Genomic DNA, 17,506 nt, shown 5'->3' on the forward strand with positions numbered 1-17,506 from the left:
CGATTTTTGTCAATTATTTTTGATCTAGAGCGAACTAATCAATTAAGTCTCTTACCAGATAAGGATTTAGTCGATTTATGACCCCCTATCGAACCATACCAAGTAACGAAGAACCGAAATTATCAGCCTGACAAGAAACGTTAGTATTTAACTCCAGAGGAACTGTCACCATAATTACCTCAAAAACTGCCCTAGTTAATTATTTTTAGCTAGTTGACTAACAAGCCATGCTCTTAAATTCTTTTCTGCCCTCACTTCATCCTCTTTAGCAGTGGCTAAAAATTCATAGAGTTTAGTTTTGGGAACTAGGGGAAAAGTGGGACTAAATTCTCCTTCCTGATAAACCCCCTTTTCTAACCGATAAATGCGCCAGATTTGTCCATTAAAACGCCATAATTCCGGCACTCCCAAACGGGCATAAAGTGCTAATTTATTAATATCCGTATGGGTGATATCCACTTCCACCACTAAATCTGGGGGCGGATCTTCAGTTAAATTAATCCTTTTTCCTAGCACTTTAGCTTGATTTTGAATATAGTAGGCATTATCGGGTTCTGCTCCTCGTTCTAAATCTTCCCTAGCTAGAGTTGTGGAACCCATACTTTTAATTTTTAAACCCAATTCTACCACCAAAATCCGAATAAATAATCCGATTAATTCTCGATAAAACTCGTGTTCTTCTAGGGGCATAGTAATCTCTAAAGTGCCACGATCATAAAATAAATGGGCGCGATTATTTTCTCCTAGTGCCTGTAAAATTTGCTGATAGGATAACCAACTGAGATGATTAAAAACTACCCGTTTCTCACCCCTAATTTGCTCAGTATTTAACTCCAGAGGAACTGTCACCATAACTGCCCCGAAAAGCGAAATTTATGCCCAAAAAAGGGGGTTGACTCACCCCCTGATCATCTTATCAAACCAGTGCCGGAACCTGGGGCCAACGCCCGATCGTCTTACCAATGACCGCTAACTCCTGAGTTAATCGATCGAATCGGTCGGGGGTCAAGGATTGCGGCCCATCAGATAGGGCTTTCGCCGGGTTAGGATGTACCTCGATCATCAAGGAATCGGCCCCGGCTGCCAGGGAAGCCATGGCCATGGTCGGGACATATTCCCATTTACCCGTACCGTGGCTAGGATCGATCATGATCGGCAGGTGAGTTAAAGTTCTTAAAACGGGAATACAGGATAAATCTAGGGTATTGCGAGTATATTTACTGTCAAAGGTGCGGATACCGCGTTCGCAGAGAATGACATTGCTATTTCCTGCTGCGAGGATATATTCTGCCGCCATCAACCAATCTTCAATAGTGGCCGCCATGCCGCGCTTGAGTAGGACCGGTTTCGGTTGCGCCCCAACTTTTTTCAGGAGGGAAAAATTCTGCATATTGCGCGCCCCCACTTGCACCACGTCGGCTATTTCGACAATCTTATCGAGATCCGCCGCGTCCATTACTTCCGTGATAACACCCAAACCACTGGCATCTCTAGCCGCCGCTAGTAATTCCAAAGCGCTTTCCCCGTGACCTTGGAAAGCATAGGGAGAAGTGCGGGGTTTGTAGGCACCACCGCGGAGGAATTGCGCTCCGGCTGCCGCCACTCGTTTGGCAGTTTCCACGATCATCGCTTCATTTTCCACCGAACAGGGGCCGGCGACAATGCTAACGGTATGATTTCTGCCGATGGGGATAACACCGTTAGGAGTGGGGACTAAAACCTCGCTGTATTCGCCATGACGGTATTCTAAAGAGGCGCGTTTGAAGGGTTGTTCGACTCGCAGGACGGTTTCGATCCAAGGGCTTAATTCTTGGATTTGTAGGGGGTCTAATTCCCTGGTTTCTCCGACTAAACCGATGACAACTTTATGCTTACCGACGATTTTTTCGGGACTTAATCCCCATGCCTCGAATTCGGCACTGACGCGCTCGATTTCAATTTCCGGGGAACCAACTTTCATGACAATAATCATGGCATTAACCTTTTATTTTTTTCTTTAATCTCTATTGTTGACGATTTCTAGAGGTTATCTATTTTTCTTCCACTTCTTTTTTGCCGGACCGCCAGGCGGCGATCGTTCTGCCAAAATTAGCTTGAAATTCTTGCCATCCTAGCCAATCCCCCACCCGATCCTCATCCCAAGAAGCGGAGAAGATGCCATAACTCAGACCGATGAAACCTAGACCAAATAGGCTTAAACTGACGAGCATGGCGACGTAGGAAGGGATTTCGAGAAGATCGTGGCTAATAATCCAGTAGAAGCCAAAAAAGGAAGCTATCCCCAGTGCCGTCGGCAGGCCACAAAATACCGCCATCCGTTTGGCCATCCGTTGACTGACCACTTGCGGAATCGCCTTTAAGCTGGTTTCCTCGGAGCGATTTTTTAGGGGCGGTGGCACGGGACTAGGGGCAATTTTCGGGGTTTTTCGCTTATTTTGGCGCGGCTCAAAGGGGAGACGTTCTTTTTTCTCCGTCGATTTCGATTCAGAGGCCATGGTAGGGATGCAAAGGGGGTATGCTTAACGGCGAATTCCGAGACGACCAATCAGGGTTTGATAACGTTGTTGATCTTTCTTCTGGATATAGGTTAACAGTCCCCGACGACGACCGATCATCTGGAGTAATCCCCGACGGGAAGCATGGTCTTTCGGGTTAGCTTTCAGGTGTTCGGTCAGTTGGTTGATTCTCTCGGTTAAGAAAGCTACCTGTAACTCCGATGATCCTGTATCGGTTTCGTGGGCCTGATATTGGCTGATTAGTTCTTGTTTTTTGGTCTGGGTTAAGGCCATAGGACTCGTGATCTCTGCTTAAACACTGCAATCTATCATAGTATCACGTTTCTGGTCGATCCGTAAACATTGTTCGGGAGGCAGGAGATAGGGTGATAGGGTGATAGGGTGATAGGGTGATAGGTTTTGGGGTGATAGGGTGATGAGACAGCTTCCCCACCTCCCCACTTCCCCACTTCCCTATCTACCCCACTTCATAATCCATAATTCCCACACCCCACACCCCACTTCCCCACTTCCCAATTCCCAATTCCCCAATTCCGCAAATCATGGCAAAATCTTAGACATAGCGTCTAACTTACCCCGAAGATTCCATGCTGTTAAAATCCACGACCCGTCATATTCGCATTTATACGGCTGAAGTAAAAAATAATCAATTAATCGAGAGTAACAATGTCTTGACTCTTGATGTGGATCCCGATAATGAATTTAATTGGGAAGAAGTGGCTCTCAATAAGGTTTATAGTAAGTTTGATGAATTGGTAGAGTCCTACAATGGGGAAGAACTGAGCGAATATAATCTCCGTCGCATCGGTTCAGATTTAGAACATTTTATCCGTTCTCTCCTGCAAAAAGGGGAAATTAGCTATAATCTCAACGCCAGAGTGCAGAACTATAGTATGGGTTTACCGAAATTAGGGTGAACGATTCCGCGTCAGTCCCCACCCGGACACCTAGGGGGGTGGGGAATTTGCCTCGCAGCAATGAGGAGTTTCACTCCTTGGGGGTGAGGGAAGAATTGGCTGTTGTACTAAATCCGTTGAGCATTATGCTACTTATAAGGACAGGCACTCATGCAAGAGGCACTCATGCAAAAGGGTGGATAAATAATCAGTTTTTAATAACCGGATTTAGTATTAACATTCAATTGATAATTTTTACTAATATATAGCGTTTCCCAATCTCATGAGGTACACCAAAATCTTAACTCCCGAATCCTGAATCCTGAATCCTGAATTCTGAATCCCGAATCCTGACTCCTGACTCCTCAAAACCTAAGACTCTGTACCTCACAACTATGGGAATTGCTATATTGCTTACAATCCATTGCCAGTAAGGACTATAGCGACAATGATTGATTTTTATCCAAGTGAAGAATTGTAATTTTTTTTCTCAGAAAAAACCAATTATTGAAAATGTTCTCAATAGTAGTTTCTACAGTGAAGGTTTTTCGTCAAAACAGTTTGGGGAATGTAAAGATATATAAAAGTATATGAAGATAGGCGGAATGTCGGTTAAATCGACAATAGCAGACAGTGCCGGTGCCGAGCAGCTAAAACTTAATAAAAAGGCGATAAAACTTAATAATGTCCAAAACAGCTAATTATGCCCCTCGTTGGCTCTCTGGTTGGTTAAAGAAAAATCTAGGCTAATCCGATCATAACCTGCTTGCAAATCCTGCTAGGGTGGTTTTATCTGTTAAAATTTCTTGTCGTCGTGAAGTAAAGCGGGAAGAGTATGCGAATTCTATTTGTGGGTGCCGAGGCCGCCCCAATTGCCAAAGTTGGGGGAATGGGGGACGTAATTGGGGCATTACCGAAAGTCTTGCGTCAGCTAGGTCATGACGTGCGGATTTTTCTACCCTACTACGGTTTTCTCCAGGAAAAAATGGACATCCCTTCCGAACCCATTTGGTCAGGATTCGCCATGTTTCAGGATTTTTTAGTCTATGAGACGGTTTTACCCGATACGGATATTCCTCTCTACCTCTTTGGTCATCTAGCTTTCTCTGGACGCAATATCTACGGAGGCGAAGATGAGGCCTGGCGATTTACCCTATTTGCCAATGGTGCGGCGGAATTCGCTTGGAATTACTGGAAACCGCAAGTTATTCACTGTCATGATTGGCATACGGGCATGATTCCCGTCTGGATGCACCAAGACCCCGATATTAGCACCGTTTTTACTATCCATAATCTCGCCTACCAGGGACCTTGGCGGGAGGCATTAGAAAAAATGACTTGGTGTCCTTGGTATATGCAGGGCGATAATACCATGGCCGCGGCGGTTCAATTTGCTAATCGCATCACCACCGTTTCTCCCACCTATGCCCGTCAAATACAGACCCCCATTTATGGCGAAAATTTAGAGGGATTATTGTCCTATATTTCCGGCAATCTGGTGGGGATTGTCAACGGCATCGATACGGAGGTGTATAACCCGGCTAAAGATGTTTATCTTAAGCAGAATTTTACCCCAGAAACCATCGAAAAACGTCTGGCCAATAAAATTGCCCTGCAAGAAGAAGTGGGGCTACAGGTCAGCAGAAATGCCTTTGTCATGGGGATGGTGACGCGTTTGGTGGAACAAAAAGGTATTGATCTAGTGATGCAAATTTTAGATCGCTTTCTCACCTATACCGATGCTCAATTGATTATTTTGGGTACAGGCGATCGCTATTATGAAACCCAACTATGGGAGATGACTTCCCGTTTCCGGGGGCGAATGTCCCTGCATCTTCTCTATAGTGATGCCCTTTCCCGTCGCATCTATGGGGGGGCCGATGCTTTGTTAATGCCTTCCCGTTTTGAACCCTGCGGCATCTCCCAATTAATGGCCATGCGTTACGGTTGTATTCCCATGGTACGCCGCACCGGTGGTTTAGTCGATACGGTATCTTTCCACGACCCGATTCAGGAAAGAGGAACAGGATTTAGTTTCGATCGCTATGAACCTTTAGACCTGTTTACCTGTATGATCCGGACTTGGGAAAGTTTCCGTTATAAACAGGATTGGCAAAAACTACAGCAAAGGGCAATGACTCAAGATTTTAGTTGGTATAAATCCGCTTTGGAATATCTCAAAATCTACAAACAAATCACCGGACAATCGGATCAATTATCCGATGAGGAAAAAGATAAATTGGTCGCCCTGACTAGCAGTTAAATCCTGGGAGCATCTCACCTTTGTAACCCCTAAATCAGGTTTTTATGTCAAGCTATTTTGAAAGCCTTGCTAGAAAACAGTTTTATGGATAAGTATAATTACTCACTTGCATAAATGAGATGCTCACCCCTACCCCGGCAGCAATTAATCGGTAATGGCGTTGAGAAGAACTTCCGCTAGGGTCATATCTTCCATATCATCGATAGTAATTGTGTCAACGATATCGAATTTGGCCCCCGCCGATTCTAGCTGATCGTCTAAAGCTTTAAGAAATTCGGTTGCTTGTCGATCATGGCCTACTTGAATCAGAGAAATGGCTAATTCTTCATCCCTATCGAGTTTTCGAGAAGCTTCGATAATTTGACGCATCACCGCTTTGCGATCATCTGGTTCTCCGTCGGTAATCACCAGAATAGTTTCTCCGTTGGGTTTAGTTTTGCCAGCAGTTTTGCGCTGAAAATAATTATTGAGGGCATCTTGAAGAACAGCGGCTAGGTCTGTCCTCCCCATAGGTTCATTTTCTTGATAAATTTGTGTCACCTTATCGGAAGTAACATTATCATAGCGTCGGAAACGTCCGGAAAAAAGATAGATAGTGATGCCGTCGGGATCGAATTCCTCGCACTTTCTAGCCAAGGCGAGGGTGGATTCTTGGGCAATTTGCCAACGGGTTTTCTCGCTGGGTTTATCAGCAGTGGACATACTGCCACTTTTGTCAATAATCAGAGTATAATCTCTGTTTTCTACCATAGGGGCTATACCTCCAAGCAATTTGCGCTCGTCCTAGTCTAATAATTATTAAACTCTAGGATGGAAACTCTACCTCGATCGACTAGGGTTTTTTAACTATTGGGGGGAGGAGACAGCGCCCCCAACAGCAGAAACTATCGCCAGAAAACCGGTCGGGCTAAAATGAAAAAAGTATGAAAATTATTGCTTAACCCGATATTGTTAAATTAGCCGATGAGTGATAGCAAATCGATCGCCTCAACCGAGAAAAAGCCAGATCAGCCACCTTCTTGGAGTTTTTGGACGGTGTTTAGTTCCACCTTCCTAACCATATTTTTTGCTGAAATCGGCGATAAAACTCAATTAGCCACCCTTTTGATCAGCGCCGAATCCCAATCCCCCTGGGTGGTTTTTGCCGGGGCAGCCACCGCTTTAATCGCTACCAGTCTCCTCGGTGTCCTGATCGGTTATTGGATTGCGCGTCGTCTTTCCCCCAAAACCTTAGATATCGGTGTCGCTATTCTTCTCCTTTTGATCACTGGTTTACTCATCGGCGATATTCTCTAAGCAATCAGTATTCAGGAGTCGGTCGTCAGGAGACTCCGAGACAGGAGATAGGGTGATAGGGTTTTGGGGTGATAGGGTGATGAAACAGCTTCCCCACCTCCCCATCACCCCACTTCCCCACTTCCCCACTTCCCCACCTCCCCATCACCCATCTCCCTAGAATTTATGAATTGGCAATTATTCGGACTGACATTTATCACGGTTTTTTTGGCAGAAATCGGCGATAAAAGTCAATTAGTAGCGATCGCTCTCGGTGGCAGTTCCAAATCACCTAAAGCTGTCTTTTTTGGCTCAATTACCGCCTTAATCTGCACCAGTTTCTTAGGAGTCCTTGCGGGCGGCAGTATGGCGCAGTTATTCCCCGCTAAGATATTAAAAGCGATAGCGGCCATTGGTTTTGCGCTGCTTGCTGTCCGGCTGCTTTGGCCAGATTCAGATTGATAATTGGGTTTGCGGCAAAAAGCTTTTCCTGGGGGCAGGGTGTGGGGTGTGGGGTGTAGGGTGTAGGGTGTGGGGTGTCGGAAGAATAAATACAAATAATCTCCTGCCTCCTGTCTCCTGTCTCCTGTCTCCTATCTCCTGTCTCCCGACTCCTGTCTTCTGTCTCCCGACTCCTGATAGCTAAAAAACTGAGGCAAATTCCAGAAAAATCATTAATTTTTGGGAAAAAAGTAGCAAAAATTACAAAAAACGTCCAAAAAGTAGCGAAAGTTACAAAAAATCTGCTAACCTAGCCGTAATATCACACAGATATTCGTAGAAAGATTCCCGAAAATCTCCTCAGCAAAAACATCCGTGTGAAGTAGCTAATATTGTCAGCGAGGTTAGTTCAAGATCATCATGTCAAATTTAGGACGACGTAAATTTCTCCTGTACGGTTCTGCCGCTCTGGGAACCAGTATTCTGTTAAAAGCTTGCGGTGGCAATCAAAGCCAAACCCCCACGGCTAGTCCTAGCCCAGCTGCTAGTCCCGCCCCAGCCTCTGGAGAGACAATTAAGGTGGGTATTCTGCACTCCCTCAGTGGCACCATGGCCATCAGTGAAACCAGCGTAGTCGATGCGGAAAAACTGGCGATCGAGGAAATCAATGCCGCCGGTGGTGTTCTTGGTAAACAGATCGAGGCAGTGGTGGAAGATGGCGCTTCCGATTGGCCAACTTTTACCGAAAAAGCCACCAAACTGATCGATCAGGACAAAGTTGTGACTGTCTTCGGTTGTTGGACTTCCGCCAGTCGTCAGGCAGTTTTACCCGTGTTTGAAGCCAAAAACCATATGCTCTGGTATCCCGTCCAGTACGAGGGTCAAGAGTGTTCTAGAAATATCTTTTACACTGGTGCTGCCCCCAACCAACAGATCGAGCCGGCAGTGACTTGGTTGCTGGAAAATAAAGGGAAAAAATTCTTCCTCGTCGGTTCCGACTACGTTTTTCCCCGCACTGCCAACACGATTATTAAAGAGCAGTTAAAGGCGAAAGGCGGCGAAACCGTGGGCGAAGACTATCTACCCCTAGGTAACACGGAAGTTACCCCGATTATCACCAAAATTAAGCAAGCTTTACCCGATGGCGGCGTTATTTTCAACACCCTCAACGGTGACAGTAACGTGGCTTTCTTTAAACAACTGCAAGCGGCCGGTTTAACTCCCGATAAATATCCGGTCATGTCGGTGAGTGTTGCCGAGGAAGAAGTTAAACAAATCGGTAAGGAATATCTCCTCGGTCAATACGCTTGCTGGAACTATTTCCAAACCGTAGATACCCCCGCTAACAAAAAATTTGTTGCGGCTTTTCGAGCTAAATATGGTGAGGATCGCGTGACCAATGACCCCATGGAAGCGGCCTACATCATGGTCTATCTCTGGAAGCAAGCGGTGGAACAAGCGGCAACCGCCGATGATCTCGACAAAGTTCGCGCCGCAGCCGTAGGACAGAAATTCGATGCTCCCGAAGGACCAGTGGAAATGTTCCCCAATCATCATATCTCCAAAACCGTCCGCATTGGTCAGGTGAGAGATGATGGTCTATTTGACATTGTTTGGTCAACTCCGGGGGTAGTGGATCCGCAACCTTGGAACCAATTTGTCCCCGAAACTAAGGGCTTTGCCTGTGACTGGACGGATCCGGCTAAGGGCGGTAAGTTCAAAATGGAAAAATCCTAGTTTTAGGAGTTTTTTCAGACAATAACGAGAGTGAGGTGAGCATTACTGCTCACCCCACTTTTTAAAGCTTAAAAATGCACGGGAATAACGAAAAGTGTCAGCATTATTGGAAGGATTGTTTAATGGTATTAGCATCGGTTCTGTGCTATTGCTGGCCGCTTTAGGACTAGCGATTGTCTTTGGACTGATGGGGGTAATTAATCTCGCTCACGGTGAGTTAATGATGTTAGGGGCCTACAGTACTTTTGTGGTGCAAAATGTCTTTAAAGGTTTCGGTTCTCCCCTCTTTGATACTTATGTTTTATTCGCCCTACCGATCGCTTTTTTAGTGTCGGGATTGGCGGGATTATTATTAGAAAGGGGGGTGATTAGGTTCCTCTACGGCAGACCCCTAGAAACGCTGCTGGCCACTTGGGGAGTCAGCTTAATTCTGCAGCAATTTGTCAGAAGTGTCAACGGGTTATTAGTAATTAGTTTAATAGTTTTCTGTCTGTTATTTTTTGGGGCGATGACGGTGTTAAGTCGTCGCCTAGATTGGGAGAGAATTCGCAATTTAACTATTGGTATCACCCTGCCTTTATCCCTAGCTATCGCTGGATTATTAGGCTATCTTTTATCTTTTAATCCGGTTCTCGCTCGACCCTGGTTTAGTGCCAGAAACGTCGATGTCACGGCTCCTGCTTGGTTACGGGGAGGTTTACCTTTACCCGGTTTTCAAATGCCCTACACCCGTCTATTTATTATCATTTTAACTGCCCTTTGTTTGTTAGGGACTTATTGGTTTTTAAATAAATCTTCTTGGGGTTTACGCATTCGTGCCGTCACCCAAAATCGCCAGATGAGTGCCTGTTTAGGCATTCCGACAAATCAAGTGGATGCTTTGACTTTTGCCCTCGGTTCGGGATTAGCTGGAGTTGCCGGTTGTGCGATTAGTTTTTTGGGTTCCGTCGGTCCAAATGTGGGACAAAATTATATCGTTGATACCTTCATGGTGGTGGTGGTGGGGGGAGTGGGTAATCTCCTAGGAACTATTATCGCAGCCATGGCCATCGGTGTGGCTAATTATTTAATTGGTTCGGGAACTTTTGCTCTGATTTTTGGTTCCGTAGAAGCACTAAAACCCCTAACGGATTTCTTCACCTTTTTCTCCACCACTAGCATGGCAAAAGTGATGATTTTTGCTTTAATTATTGCTTTCTTGCAATTCAAACCTGCGGGAATTTTCCCTCCTAAAGGACGTACTGCCGAGTTATAGATTATGATTACCGAAACCATCACTAGAAACGAATCCCGACAACGGGAAAAGAAAAAGTTAATCACGGAAATCGCTGTTATTGTTAGTTTAGTGGTCATCTTTGCGGTGTTGCTGCCCTTAGCTTTGTCGGCTTTCCGCTTGCGTTTATTGGGGCGATTTCTTTCCCTCGCTATTGTCGCTTTGGGGATAGATTTAATCTGGGGTTATACTGGTTTATTAAGTCTCGGTCATGGTATCTTTTTCGCCCTAGGTGGTTACGCTTTGGCCATGTACCTAAATCTTCAGTTACCCCCCGGACAAATGCCCGAATTTTTTACTCTCTACGGGGTGACAGAATTACCTTTTATTTGGCAACCTTTTTATTCCCTAACTTTGACAATTCTAGCCCTAATTATCGTACCAGCGATCGTGGCGGGATTATTAGGTTATTTAATCTTCCGCAACCGCATTAAAGGGGTTTATTTCTCGATTTTGACCCAAGCGGCTTTACTGGTATTTTTTAACTTTTTTAACGGTCAACAAAAGTTAATTAACGGCACTAATGGCTTAAAAACCGATACCCAAACAATTTTCGGGTTGCTGGTGGGTTCCGATGCCGTTCAAGTGGCCTTTTATTTACTCACAATTGTCTGTTTACTGGCTATTTATCTGCTCTGTCGTTGGTTAACTACGGGCAGATTTGGGCGCTTGTTAGTCGCCATTCGCGATGATGAGGTGCGTGTCCGTTTTTCTGGTTATGATCCTACTTGGTTTAAGGTGTTAGTTTTTGCCATTTCTGGGGCGATTGCTGGTGTTGCCGGCGCTCTTTATACCGTGCAAACGGGAATTATCACCCCTAACTCTATGGATGTGGCTTTTTCCATTGAAATGGTGATTTGGGTGGCTGTGGGGGGACGTGCTACCCTTGTGGGGGCAGTTGTCGGTACTTTATTAGTACGCCTAGCCCAAACTTTTTTAAGCGAACAATTTCCGGAAGTCTGGGTATTTTTCCAAGGGGCCCTATTCCTAATTGTGGTGACAGTGCTTCCCGATGGTCTTCTCGGTGGAATTAAACGTTTGCTGACTCATTTTGGTTTCCGCAAAACTTTAATTACCTATCCTAGTATTGAGGAAGCTCCGGAAGTGCAACTGGAAAGAGAAGAATTAGAGCATAAGTGATCTTAGCTATCAGTTATCAGTTATCAGTTATCAGTTATCAGATGTGAGTTTTCAGTTCACTGATTACTGCTGACTGTTCACTGAAAATACTTCCCAATTCCCTCTTAGAAATTATGACTGGAAAAATCTTAGAAATCGAGAATCTTACCGTTAGTTTTGGGGGTTTTAAAGCTCTCAATAATCTTAATTTCAGTATGGATACGGGAGAATTGCGGGTGATTATCGGTCCCAATGGTGCGGGAAAAACCACTTTTTTAGATGTGATTACGGGGAAAGTGCAACCCACCATCGGACGGGTATTATTTAAAGGTCGAGATCTCCGCAAAATTCCTGAATATGCGATCGCTCGTTTGGGTATTGGTCGCAAATTTCAAACTCCTAGGGTATATTTAAATCTAACTGTCCGAGAAAATCTCGATTTAGTTAGTAATCGCAATAAAAATGTTTTCTCAACTCTTTTCGGTCGTCCTCCCCTAGAAGATAGCAGAAAAGTTATTGGTTTATTGGAAACTATCGGGTTAACTGCTAAAGCTGATTTACCCGCTTCTTTACTTTCCCACGGCGAAAAACAACGCTTAGAAATTGGTCAATTAGTGGCCCAGTCACCAGATTTACTGCTAGTAGATGAACCCGTAGCAGGATTAACCGATGAGGAAACGGAAAACGTGGGTAATTTGTTATTAAATCTAGCGGAAAGTCATTCAATTATTGTCATTGAACACGATATGGAATTTGTCCGGCAAATTGCCCGCAAAGTCACGGTTTTACACCAAGGAACTGTTCTATGTGAGGGGAATATGGAGCAAATTCAAAATGATCCGAAAGTTATTGAAGTTTATCTAGGTTCCTCGGAAGAATAAAAAGTCAAAGGATTAAAATTAGTTAAAAAGGGTTGACAATGTTACACATATCTGATCTCAATGTTTACTACGGAGAAAGTCATATTTTAAGAGATGTTGACCTTAACATTAATGCGGGAGAAATGGTCTGTTTAATTGGACGTAATGGCGTGGGTAAAACTACCCTATTAAAAACCTTGATGGGTATCTTAAAACCGCGAGCGGGAACAATTAATTATGAGCAAGAAAACCTGATTAATAAAACCTCAGATCAAAGAGCCAGATTAGGACTGGGTTATGTGCCGCAGGGTAGGGATATTATTCCCCGTTTAACGGTAAAAGAGAATTTAATTCTCGGTTTGGAAGCTTTACCCACAAAAAGAAAAAATGCCACAATTCCCGAAGAAATCTTCGATTTGTTTCCCGTTTTAAAAACCATGTTATCGCGGATGGGAGGAGATTTAAGCGGTGGACAACAACAGCAATTAGCCATCGCTCGCGCTTTAGTGGGGGAACCAAAATTATTAATTTTAGATGAACCCACGGAAGGAATTCAACCGTCAATTATTCTCGAAATTGAAGCGGCGGTACGGCGCATTGTTGCCAGCAAAGGAATCGCCGTTTTATTAGTAGAACAACACCTGCATTTTGTCCGCCAAGCTGATCGATATTACGCCATGCAGAAAGGGGGAATTGTTGCTTCCGGTTTCACGAGCGAATTAAGTCAAGAAGTCATTCAGCGATTTTTGGCGGTTTAAACTTAACTTTTTCCTTGATAAGTAGGTAGGCGTTAAAAATTATCAGACACCCCCCTTATCAAGGGGGGATTAAGGGGGGATCGGCACCCCCCTTATCAAGGGATATCCCCCCGCCTATCGGCACCCCCCTTATCAAGGGGGGCAGGGGGGATCAAAGACAAAATCTATCTTCAATTTAATTATAACCACTTACTTATATGACTCAAATAGTCGTAATTGGTGGCGGGGCAGCGGGATTTTTTGGCGCAATTAAAGCGGCAGAATCTAACCCAAAAGCTGGCGTTACTATCCTAGAAGCGGCAAAAGAACCTCTGGCGAAAGTGCGGATTTCGGGAGGGGGACGCTGTAATGTCACCCATCATTGTTTTGATGTTTCCCAATTGGTTAATTATTATCCTCACGGTGGCAAAGCACTACGGGGAGCTTTTAGTCGGTTTCAACCCCAAGATACTATTAAATGGTTTGAATTGCGGGGGGTAAAACTAAAAACAGAAGCGGATGGGCGAATGTTTCCCAGCACCGATAATTCTGAAACTATTCTTAATTGTCTGCGGGAAAGTGCGACTTTTGCTGGGGTTAATTTAAGGCTAAATTCCCCAGTTAAATCGGTAAAAAAACAGGAAGAAAGTTTTTTGATTGAATTAAAAAGAGAGGAGCAAATTAGGGCAGATAAGCTTTTAATTGCTACGGGAAGTAGTCCTTTTGGTTATCGCACCGCTCAAGATTTAGGTCATTCTCTAGTCTCTCCTGTCCCTTCTTTATTTACCTTTCAAATTGCCGATCCTCGTCTGCAAGATTTGTTAGGGGTTGCTGTGGATAAAGTGCGAGTTCGTCTTGGGGGAAGCAAATTAGAACAAATCGGACCCTTGTTAATTACCCATTGGGGAGTCAGTGGACCGGCTATTTTAAAACTTTCTGCTTGGGGGGCGCGGTTACTTCACGAGCATCATTACCGAATGCCTTTAATCATTAATTGGTTGGGGGATTATCATCCTGAAAAATTGCGAGAAATTATCTTACAAACTAAAAGTGAATATCCCAAAAGAAAACTTTTTAATTATTGTCCCTTTGAACAGTTACCTAAGCGTCTTTGGCAGAGTTTATTAAGTTACTTGACTGTTAACTCGGAAACTCCCTGGGCCGAATTATCTAAAAATACTCTCAATCGATTAATGATTGAATTACAGCAAGGGGAATATCAAATCAAAGGAAAAGGGGTGTTTAAGGAGGAATTTGTCACCTCTGGGGGAGTGAATCTTCAGGAAGTGGATTTTAAAACTATGGAAAGCAAAATCTGTCCGGGGTTATATTTTGCCGGGGAGGTACTAGATATCGATGGAGTCACGGGGGGATTTAATTTTCAAAGCGCTTGGACCACTGGTTATCTCGCCGGACAAGCCATGGGCAATAGAAGGGTGTAGGAAGCACCGGAGAGGGGGAAGTGGGGAAGTGGGGAAGTGGGGAAGTGGGGAGCCTTTTTTCAGTAAACAGTAAACAGTGAACTGAAAACTCACATCTGACAACAAGGGACGAATCTAAGACCTAATTGGTTAAGCTAAAAGCTTTGATGTGCTTAGTTTCTAACCTTCTTTTTAGGTAGGAGAATTGTCAGATTCTGTCTTTTGCCTCTTGCCTGTTGCCTCTTGCCTCTGAATACTGACTCCTGAATACTGCCTTCGTTAAAACCGATTCCTTGATGCTGTTATTCCCAAATTGGACCGGCTGCAATGATTTCTTGGGAGGCCGTGGTAAATTGACGGAAATTTTCCACGAAACGATGGGCTAATTCTCGCGCCTGTAGGTCGTAGGATTCGCCATCTTGCCATGCTTGTCGCGGGTCGAGGATTTTTTTGGGAACTCCTGGGACAATTTCGGGGACGAGAACTTGAAAGATGGGATGAGGATGGAAAACGACTTCCTCTAAATCGCCATTTAAAGCGGCGGAAACCATAGCGCGGGTGTGTTTGATCGAAATGCGATCGCCGACTCCGTAGGGACCGCCGGACCAACCGGTATTAATCAGATAAACGGAGGTTTCGGGGTGTTGTTCTAAACGTTGCCCTAACATTTGGGCATAGACGAGGGGTGACAGAGGGAAGAAACATTGACCGAAACAACTGGAAAAAGTCACCTGTGGGGCGGTGATTCCCCGTTCCGTTCCCGCTAATTTGCTAGTATAGCCGGAGAGGAAATGATACATCGCCTGGTTCGTGGTTAATTTGGCGATTGGTGGCAGTACCCCAAAAGCATCGGCAGTTAAGAAGATAATAGTTTTCGGGTGGGTTCCCATGCCAGATACGGCACAATTAGGGATATAACGCAGGGGATAGGCGGCGCGGGTGTTTTCGGTCAAACGTCCATCATCGTAGTCGGGAAGGCGATTATCGGGGGAAAGGATCACGTTTTCGAGAATAGTGCCAAATTGAATCGCTGCCCAGATTTGGGGTTCGTATTCGGCACTTAAACGGATGGTTTTAGCGTAACAACCGCCTTCAAAGTTAAAAATGCCGTCTTCTGACCAACCGTGTTCATCATCACCGATGAGGCTGCGTTTAGGATCGGCGGAAAGGGTGGTTTTACCCGTACCGGAGAGACCGAAAAAGAGGGCTGTATGACCGTGTTTATCCATGTTAGCGGCACCGTGCATCGGTAAAACCCCTTGTTTGGTCATCAGGTAGTTCATCATCGAGAAGACGGATTTTTTGATTTCGCCAGCGTAGCGAGTGCCACCGATGAGAACGATTTTTTTGGCCAGGTTGAGGACGATAAAGGCTTCGCTGTTCAGGTCGTCATCTTCGGGATCTCCCTGTAACCCCGGCAGGGCAATCACGGTAAAATCAGTTTGATGGGCAGCTAGTTCGACCGCACTGGGCCGGAGGAATAACTGATGGGCAAAGAGGTTATGATAGGCGATTTCGGTGACAACGCGCACGCCAAAGCGACAATTAGGATCGGACCCGACGTAACCATCGAAGATATATAGGTCTTTTCCCTGCACATAGGCGAGGACTTTTCGGTATAACTGCTGGAATTTTTCCTCGCTAATCGGGGCATTATGCTGATTCCAGTCGATTTCCTTTTCGCTATTGGCTTCTTTGACAATGAATTTATCTTTGGGGGAACGACCGGTATATTTACCCGTTTCCACCACTAAAGCCCCATTATCGGCTAAAACGCCCTCATGACGTTCGATCGCCTGTTCGACTAATTGCGGTACGGAAAGATTGCGATAAACGCGACCGAGATTTTTCATGCCTAGGTTTTCGAGGCCGTAGGTGGGATGAATTTGATTTTCTAATTCGTAGTAGAAATTGACGTTCTCCACGCGATCGGGCAAGGGACAAGAGATACTATCATTGGTCAGCGTGTGTAGAGTCGGCATAACCCCAATTCTCCTGATAATTTAGTTGTCGGTTTAGAGCTAAGTTCCAGGTCTCTGATTAGTGCAGTTATAGAAACTAGAAAAACTCCGTTCTCTGTCTTTTTTCACTCCCAGACACCTAAGAAGCTATATTGATTAGTTTATTTGACGATATTTGCCTGATTAATCTGGTCTTTTGCTGTCGGTAAAGCCAATCTTAGAGCGGTAATTCAGGATTATTTGCCTATTTACCCGTCATCTCCCAGTCAGGGTTTTTACCTTTTCCCTCTTGCCGATCTAACTGCTTTTTCTAGATATTTTTAGTCTAGCTGTACAATAGGATACAGACGATGTTTTTTTTACAAAAATTAACAGCTAAACAAAATTGGTCAGCTAATCTAGCAGTTAAGCTGCCCGCGAATTTAAATTGCTTGTTGAGATGAGGCAACAGGCAACAGGCAACAGTAAAGGGATTTGGGTAGATTTAGCCAATCTCAAGGATAGGCGGTTAAAATGCGTCTTAGCCTATCTTCATGGTGGGGTAGGAAGTCTCTGGTTTTGGGCAACGTCAGAACAATAGCTGGTCGTCCGGAGATGATGCCAAGGCTCCTAAACGTGGTTAAATCGGTTTTGCCGCTAATAAAAAAAGTCGATTGACACAGGGCAAGTTAGCGGCCAAAATTAACTCTATTAGCCGTTGGCAAGCTCTAGAATTGATTGTGTAAGTAGTCGGACATAAATTCTGTTGTCTATCTTAAGAAATGTAAATTGCCGCAATTCTTACTGACGACCGACTCCTGACTCCTTACCCCACAGTTAACTTTACTTTTGTCCAACTACTTAACAGGTTAATTAAGTCTAGCTCGATCTCGAAAAAAAACAACTAATATTGACATCCTCACCGCCGTAAACGGACGGTGATTCCCAAACCTCACGATTTAGGTTTCTGCTTCTGTCCCGAAGGATTTTTCGCACCTGCCTTAACAGATTTACTCTGTTCTGGTCTT

Annotated in this window: 17 protein-coding genes; 11 read left to right on the forward strand and 6 right to left on the reverse strand. The window is 44.7% G+C overall.

The features are described from left to right. Positions 1–195: 195 nt before the first annotated feature. The 4 genes from EWV68_RS17535 to rpsO all read right to left on the reverse strand — a co-directional run bounded on the left by EWV68_RS17535 (position 196) and on the right by rpsO (position 2,789). Positions 196–852 carry a Uma2 family endonuclease gene (locus EWV68_RS17535; protein ID WP_079207177.1) on the reverse strand — a complete coding sequence of 219 codons (657 nt, stop codon included), beginning with the start codon at positions 850–852 and terminating at the stop codon, positions 196–198. 64 nt (positions 853–916) lie between these two features. Further along, positions 917–1,972, reverse strand: a complete 1,056-nt coding sequence (gene aroF, locus EWV68_RS17540) for a 3-deoxy-7-phosphoheptulonate synthase (RefSeq protein WP_287170541.1) — start codon at positions 1,970–1,972, stop codon at positions 917–919. Between the two features lie 58 nt (positions 1,973–2,030). Continuing rightward, positions 2,031–2,495, reverse strand: coding sequence for a PAM68 family protein (locus tag EWV68_RS17545; protein WP_002763019.1), 465 nt, complete (start codon positions 2,493–2,495; stop codon positions 2,031–2,033). Positions 2,496–2,519: 24 nt separating this feature from the next. Continuing rightward, entirely contained in the window at positions 2,520–2,789 is a 270-nt protein-coding gene (gene rpsO / locus EWV68_RS17550; RefSeq protein ID WP_002738807.1) for a 30S ribosomal protein S15, read from the reverse strand. Positions 2,790–3,103: 314 nt separating this feature from the next. On the opposite strand from rpsO, the gene EWV68_RS17555 reads away from it, so the two are divergent. Together EWV68_RS17555 and glgA are read left to right on the forward strand one after the other, a co-directional pair. Beyond that, a complete protein-coding gene (locus EWV68_RS17555) occupies positions 3,104–3,433 on the forward strand; it encodes an NAD(P)H-quinone oxidoreductase subunit M (protein WP_002738864.1) in 330 nt (109 codons plus the stop codon). An 814-nt stretch (positions 3,434–4,247) separates the two neighbouring features. After that, positions 4,248–5,675, forward strand: coding sequence for a glycogen synthase GlgA (gene glgA / locus EWV68_RS17560; protein ID WP_287170543.1), 1,428 nt, complete (start codon positions 4,248–4,250; stop codon positions 5,673–5,675). Between the two features lie 144 nt (positions 5,676–5,819). Here the strand turns inward: glgA and EWV68_RS17565 are convergent, their stop codons facing one another. Next, positions 5,820–6,425 carry a vWA domain-containing protein gene (locus EWV68_RS17565; RefSeq protein WP_002800734.1) on the reverse strand — a complete coding sequence of 202 codons (606 nt, stop codon included), beginning with the start codon at positions 6,423–6,425 and terminating at the stop codon, positions 5,820–5,822. Positions 6,426–6,638: 213 nt separating this feature from the next. On the opposite strand from EWV68_RS17565, the gene EWV68_RS17570 reads away from it, so the two are divergent. From EWV68_RS17570 to EWV68_RS17605, 8 genes are all read left to right on the forward strand, one after another. Next, positions 6,639–6,971, forward strand: coding sequence for a TMEM165/GDT1 family protein (locus EWV68_RS17570; RefSeq protein ID WP_002777289.1), 333 nt, complete (start codon positions 6,639–6,641; stop codon positions 6,969–6,971). Positions 6,972–7,136: 165 nt separating this feature from the next. Further along, complete coding sequence (locus tag EWV68_RS17575; protein ID WP_002732425.1) at positions 7,137–7,412, forward strand: TMEM165/GDT1 family protein; 276 nt, start codon at positions 7,137–7,139, stop codon at positions 7,410–7,412. 399 nt (positions 7,413–7,811) lie between these two features. Then, positions 7,812–9,128: an urea ABC transporter substrate-binding protein gene (urtA, locus tag EWV68_RS17580; protein WP_002733198.1), complete on the forward strand. Its 1,317-nt coding sequence runs from the start codon at positions 7,812–7,814 to the stop codon at positions 9,126–9,128. Positions 9,129–9,222: 94 nt separating this feature from the next. Then, the gene (gene urtB, locus EWV68_RS17585; protein ID WP_012264230.1) at positions 9,223–10,383 is read left to right on the forward strand and encodes an urea ABC transporter permease subunit UrtB; all 1,161 of its coding nucleotides are present in this window, start codon (positions 9,223–9,225) and stop codon (positions 10,381–10,383) included. A 3-nt stretch (positions 10,384–10,386) separates the two neighbouring features. Beyond that, positions 10,387–11,541: an urea ABC transporter permease subunit UrtC gene (gene urtC / locus EWV68_RS17590; RefSeq protein WP_287170544.1), complete on the forward strand. Its 1,155-nt coding sequence runs from the start codon at positions 10,387–10,389 to the stop codon at positions 11,539–11,541. Positions 11,542–11,654: 113 nt separating this feature from the next. Then, the gene (gene urtD / locus EWV68_RS17595) at positions 11,655–12,401 is read left to right on the forward strand and encodes an urea ABC transporter ATP-binding protein UrtD (protein WP_004163062.1); all 747 of its coding nucleotides are present in this window, start codon (positions 11,655–11,657) and stop codon (positions 12,399–12,401) included. A gap of 38 nt (positions 12,402–12,439) precedes the next feature. Beyond that, positions 12,440–13,138 (forward strand): urea ABC transporter ATP-binding subunit UrtE, encoded by a 699-nt coding sequence (gene urtE, locus EWV68_RS17600; protein ID WP_002732163.1) that lies wholly within the window; start codon positions 12,440–12,442, stop codon positions 13,136–13,138. 197 nt (positions 13,139–13,335) lie between these two features. After that, positions 13,336–14,559, forward strand: a complete 1,224-nt coding sequence (locus EWV68_RS17605; RefSeq protein ID WP_287170545.1) for a BaiN/RdsA family NAD(P)/FAD-dependent oxidoreductase — start codon at positions 13,336–13,338, stop codon at positions 14,557–14,559. Positions 14,560–14,840: 281 nt separating this feature from the next. Here EWV68_RS17605 and pckA read toward each other — a convergent pair whose 3' ends face one another. Then, positions 14,841–16,520, reverse strand: a complete 1,680-nt coding sequence (gene pckA / locus EWV68_RS17610; protein ID WP_287170546.1) for a phosphoenolpyruvate carboxykinase (ATP) — start codon at positions 16,518–16,520, stop codon at positions 14,841–14,843. Positions 16,521–16,938: 418 nt separating this feature from the next. On the opposite strand from pckA, the gene EWV68_RS17615 reads away from it, so the two are divergent. Next, positions 16,939–17,079 (forward strand): hypothetical protein, encoded by a 141-nt coding sequence (locus tag EWV68_RS17615; RefSeq protein ID WP_002759867.1) that lies wholly within the window; start codon positions 16,939–16,941, stop codon positions 17,077–17,079. The last annotated feature ends 427 nt before the right edge of the window (positions 17,080–17,506 follow it).

It is taken from the genome of Microcystis sp. M_QC_C_20170808_M9Col (assembly GCF_007095495.1).
Classification (GTDB): Bacteria; Cyanobacteriota; Cyanobacteriia; order Cyanobacteriales; family Microcystaceae; genus Microcystis; species Microcystis aeruginosa.

Excerpts from the sequence above, each read along its gene's own strand:
- urtD (WP_004163062.1), top strand. The coding sequence starts at position 11,655 with ATGACTGGAAAAATCTTAGAAATCGAGAATCTTACCGTTAGTTTTGGG.
- EWV68_RS17570 (WP_002777289.1), top strand. The coding sequence starts at position 6,639 with ATGAGTGATAGCAAATCGATCGCCTCAACCGAGAAAAAGCCAGATCAG.
- aroF (WP_287170541.1), bottom strand. The coding sequence starts at position 1,972 with ATGATTATTGTCATGAAAGTTGGTTCCCCGGAAATTGAAATCGAGCGC.
- EWV68_RS17555 (WP_002738864.1), top strand. The coding sequence starts at position 3,104 with ATGCTGTTAAAATCCACGACCCGTCATATTCGCATTTATACGGCTGAA.
- pckA (WP_287170546.1), bottom strand. The coding sequence starts at position 16,520 with ATGCCGACTCTACACACGCTGACCAATGATAGTATCTCTTGTCCCTTG.
- urtC (WP_287170544.1), top strand. The coding sequence starts at position 10,387 with ATGATTACCGAAACCATCACTAGAAACGAATCCCGACAACGGGAAAAG.
- glgA (WP_287170543.1), top strand. The coding sequence starts at position 4,248 with ATGCGAATTCTATTTGTGGGTGCCGAGGCCGCCCCAATTGCCAAAGTT.
- urtA (WP_002733198.1), top strand. The coding sequence starts at position 7,812 with ATGTCAAATTTAGGACGACGTAAATTTCTCCTGTACGGTTCTGCCGCT.
- EWV68_RS17535 (WP_079207177.1), bottom strand. The coding sequence starts at position 852 with ATGGTGACAGTTCCTCTGGAGTTAAATACTGAGCAAATTAGGGGTGAG.
- EWV68_RS17575 (WP_002732425.1), top strand. The coding sequence starts at position 7,137 with ATGAATTGGCAATTATTCGGACTGACATTTATCACGGTTTTTTTGGCA.
- EWV68_RS17545 (WP_002763019.1), bottom strand. The coding sequence starts at position 2,495 with ATGGCCTCTGAATCGAAATCGACGGAGAAAAAAGAACGTCTCCCCTTT.
- urtE (WP_002732163.1), top strand. The coding sequence starts at position 12,440 with ATGTTACACATATCTGATCTCAATGTTTACTACGGAGAAAGTCATATT.
- EWV68_RS17565 (WP_002800734.1), bottom strand. The coding sequence starts at position 6,425 with ATGGTAGAAAACAGAGATTATACTCTGATTATTGACAAAAGTGGCAGT.
- EWV68_RS17605 (WP_287170545.1), top strand. The coding sequence starts at position 13,336 with ATGACTCAAATAGTCGTAATTGGTGGCGGGGCAGCGGGATTTTTTGGC.
- rpsO (WP_002738807.1), bottom strand. The coding sequence starts at position 2,789 with ATGGCCTTAACCCAGACCAAAAAACAAGAACTAATCAGCCAATATCAG.
- EWV68_RS17615 (WP_002759867.1), top strand. The coding sequence starts at position 16,939 with ATGAGGCAACAGGCAACAGGCAACAGTAAAGGGATTTGGGTAGATTTA.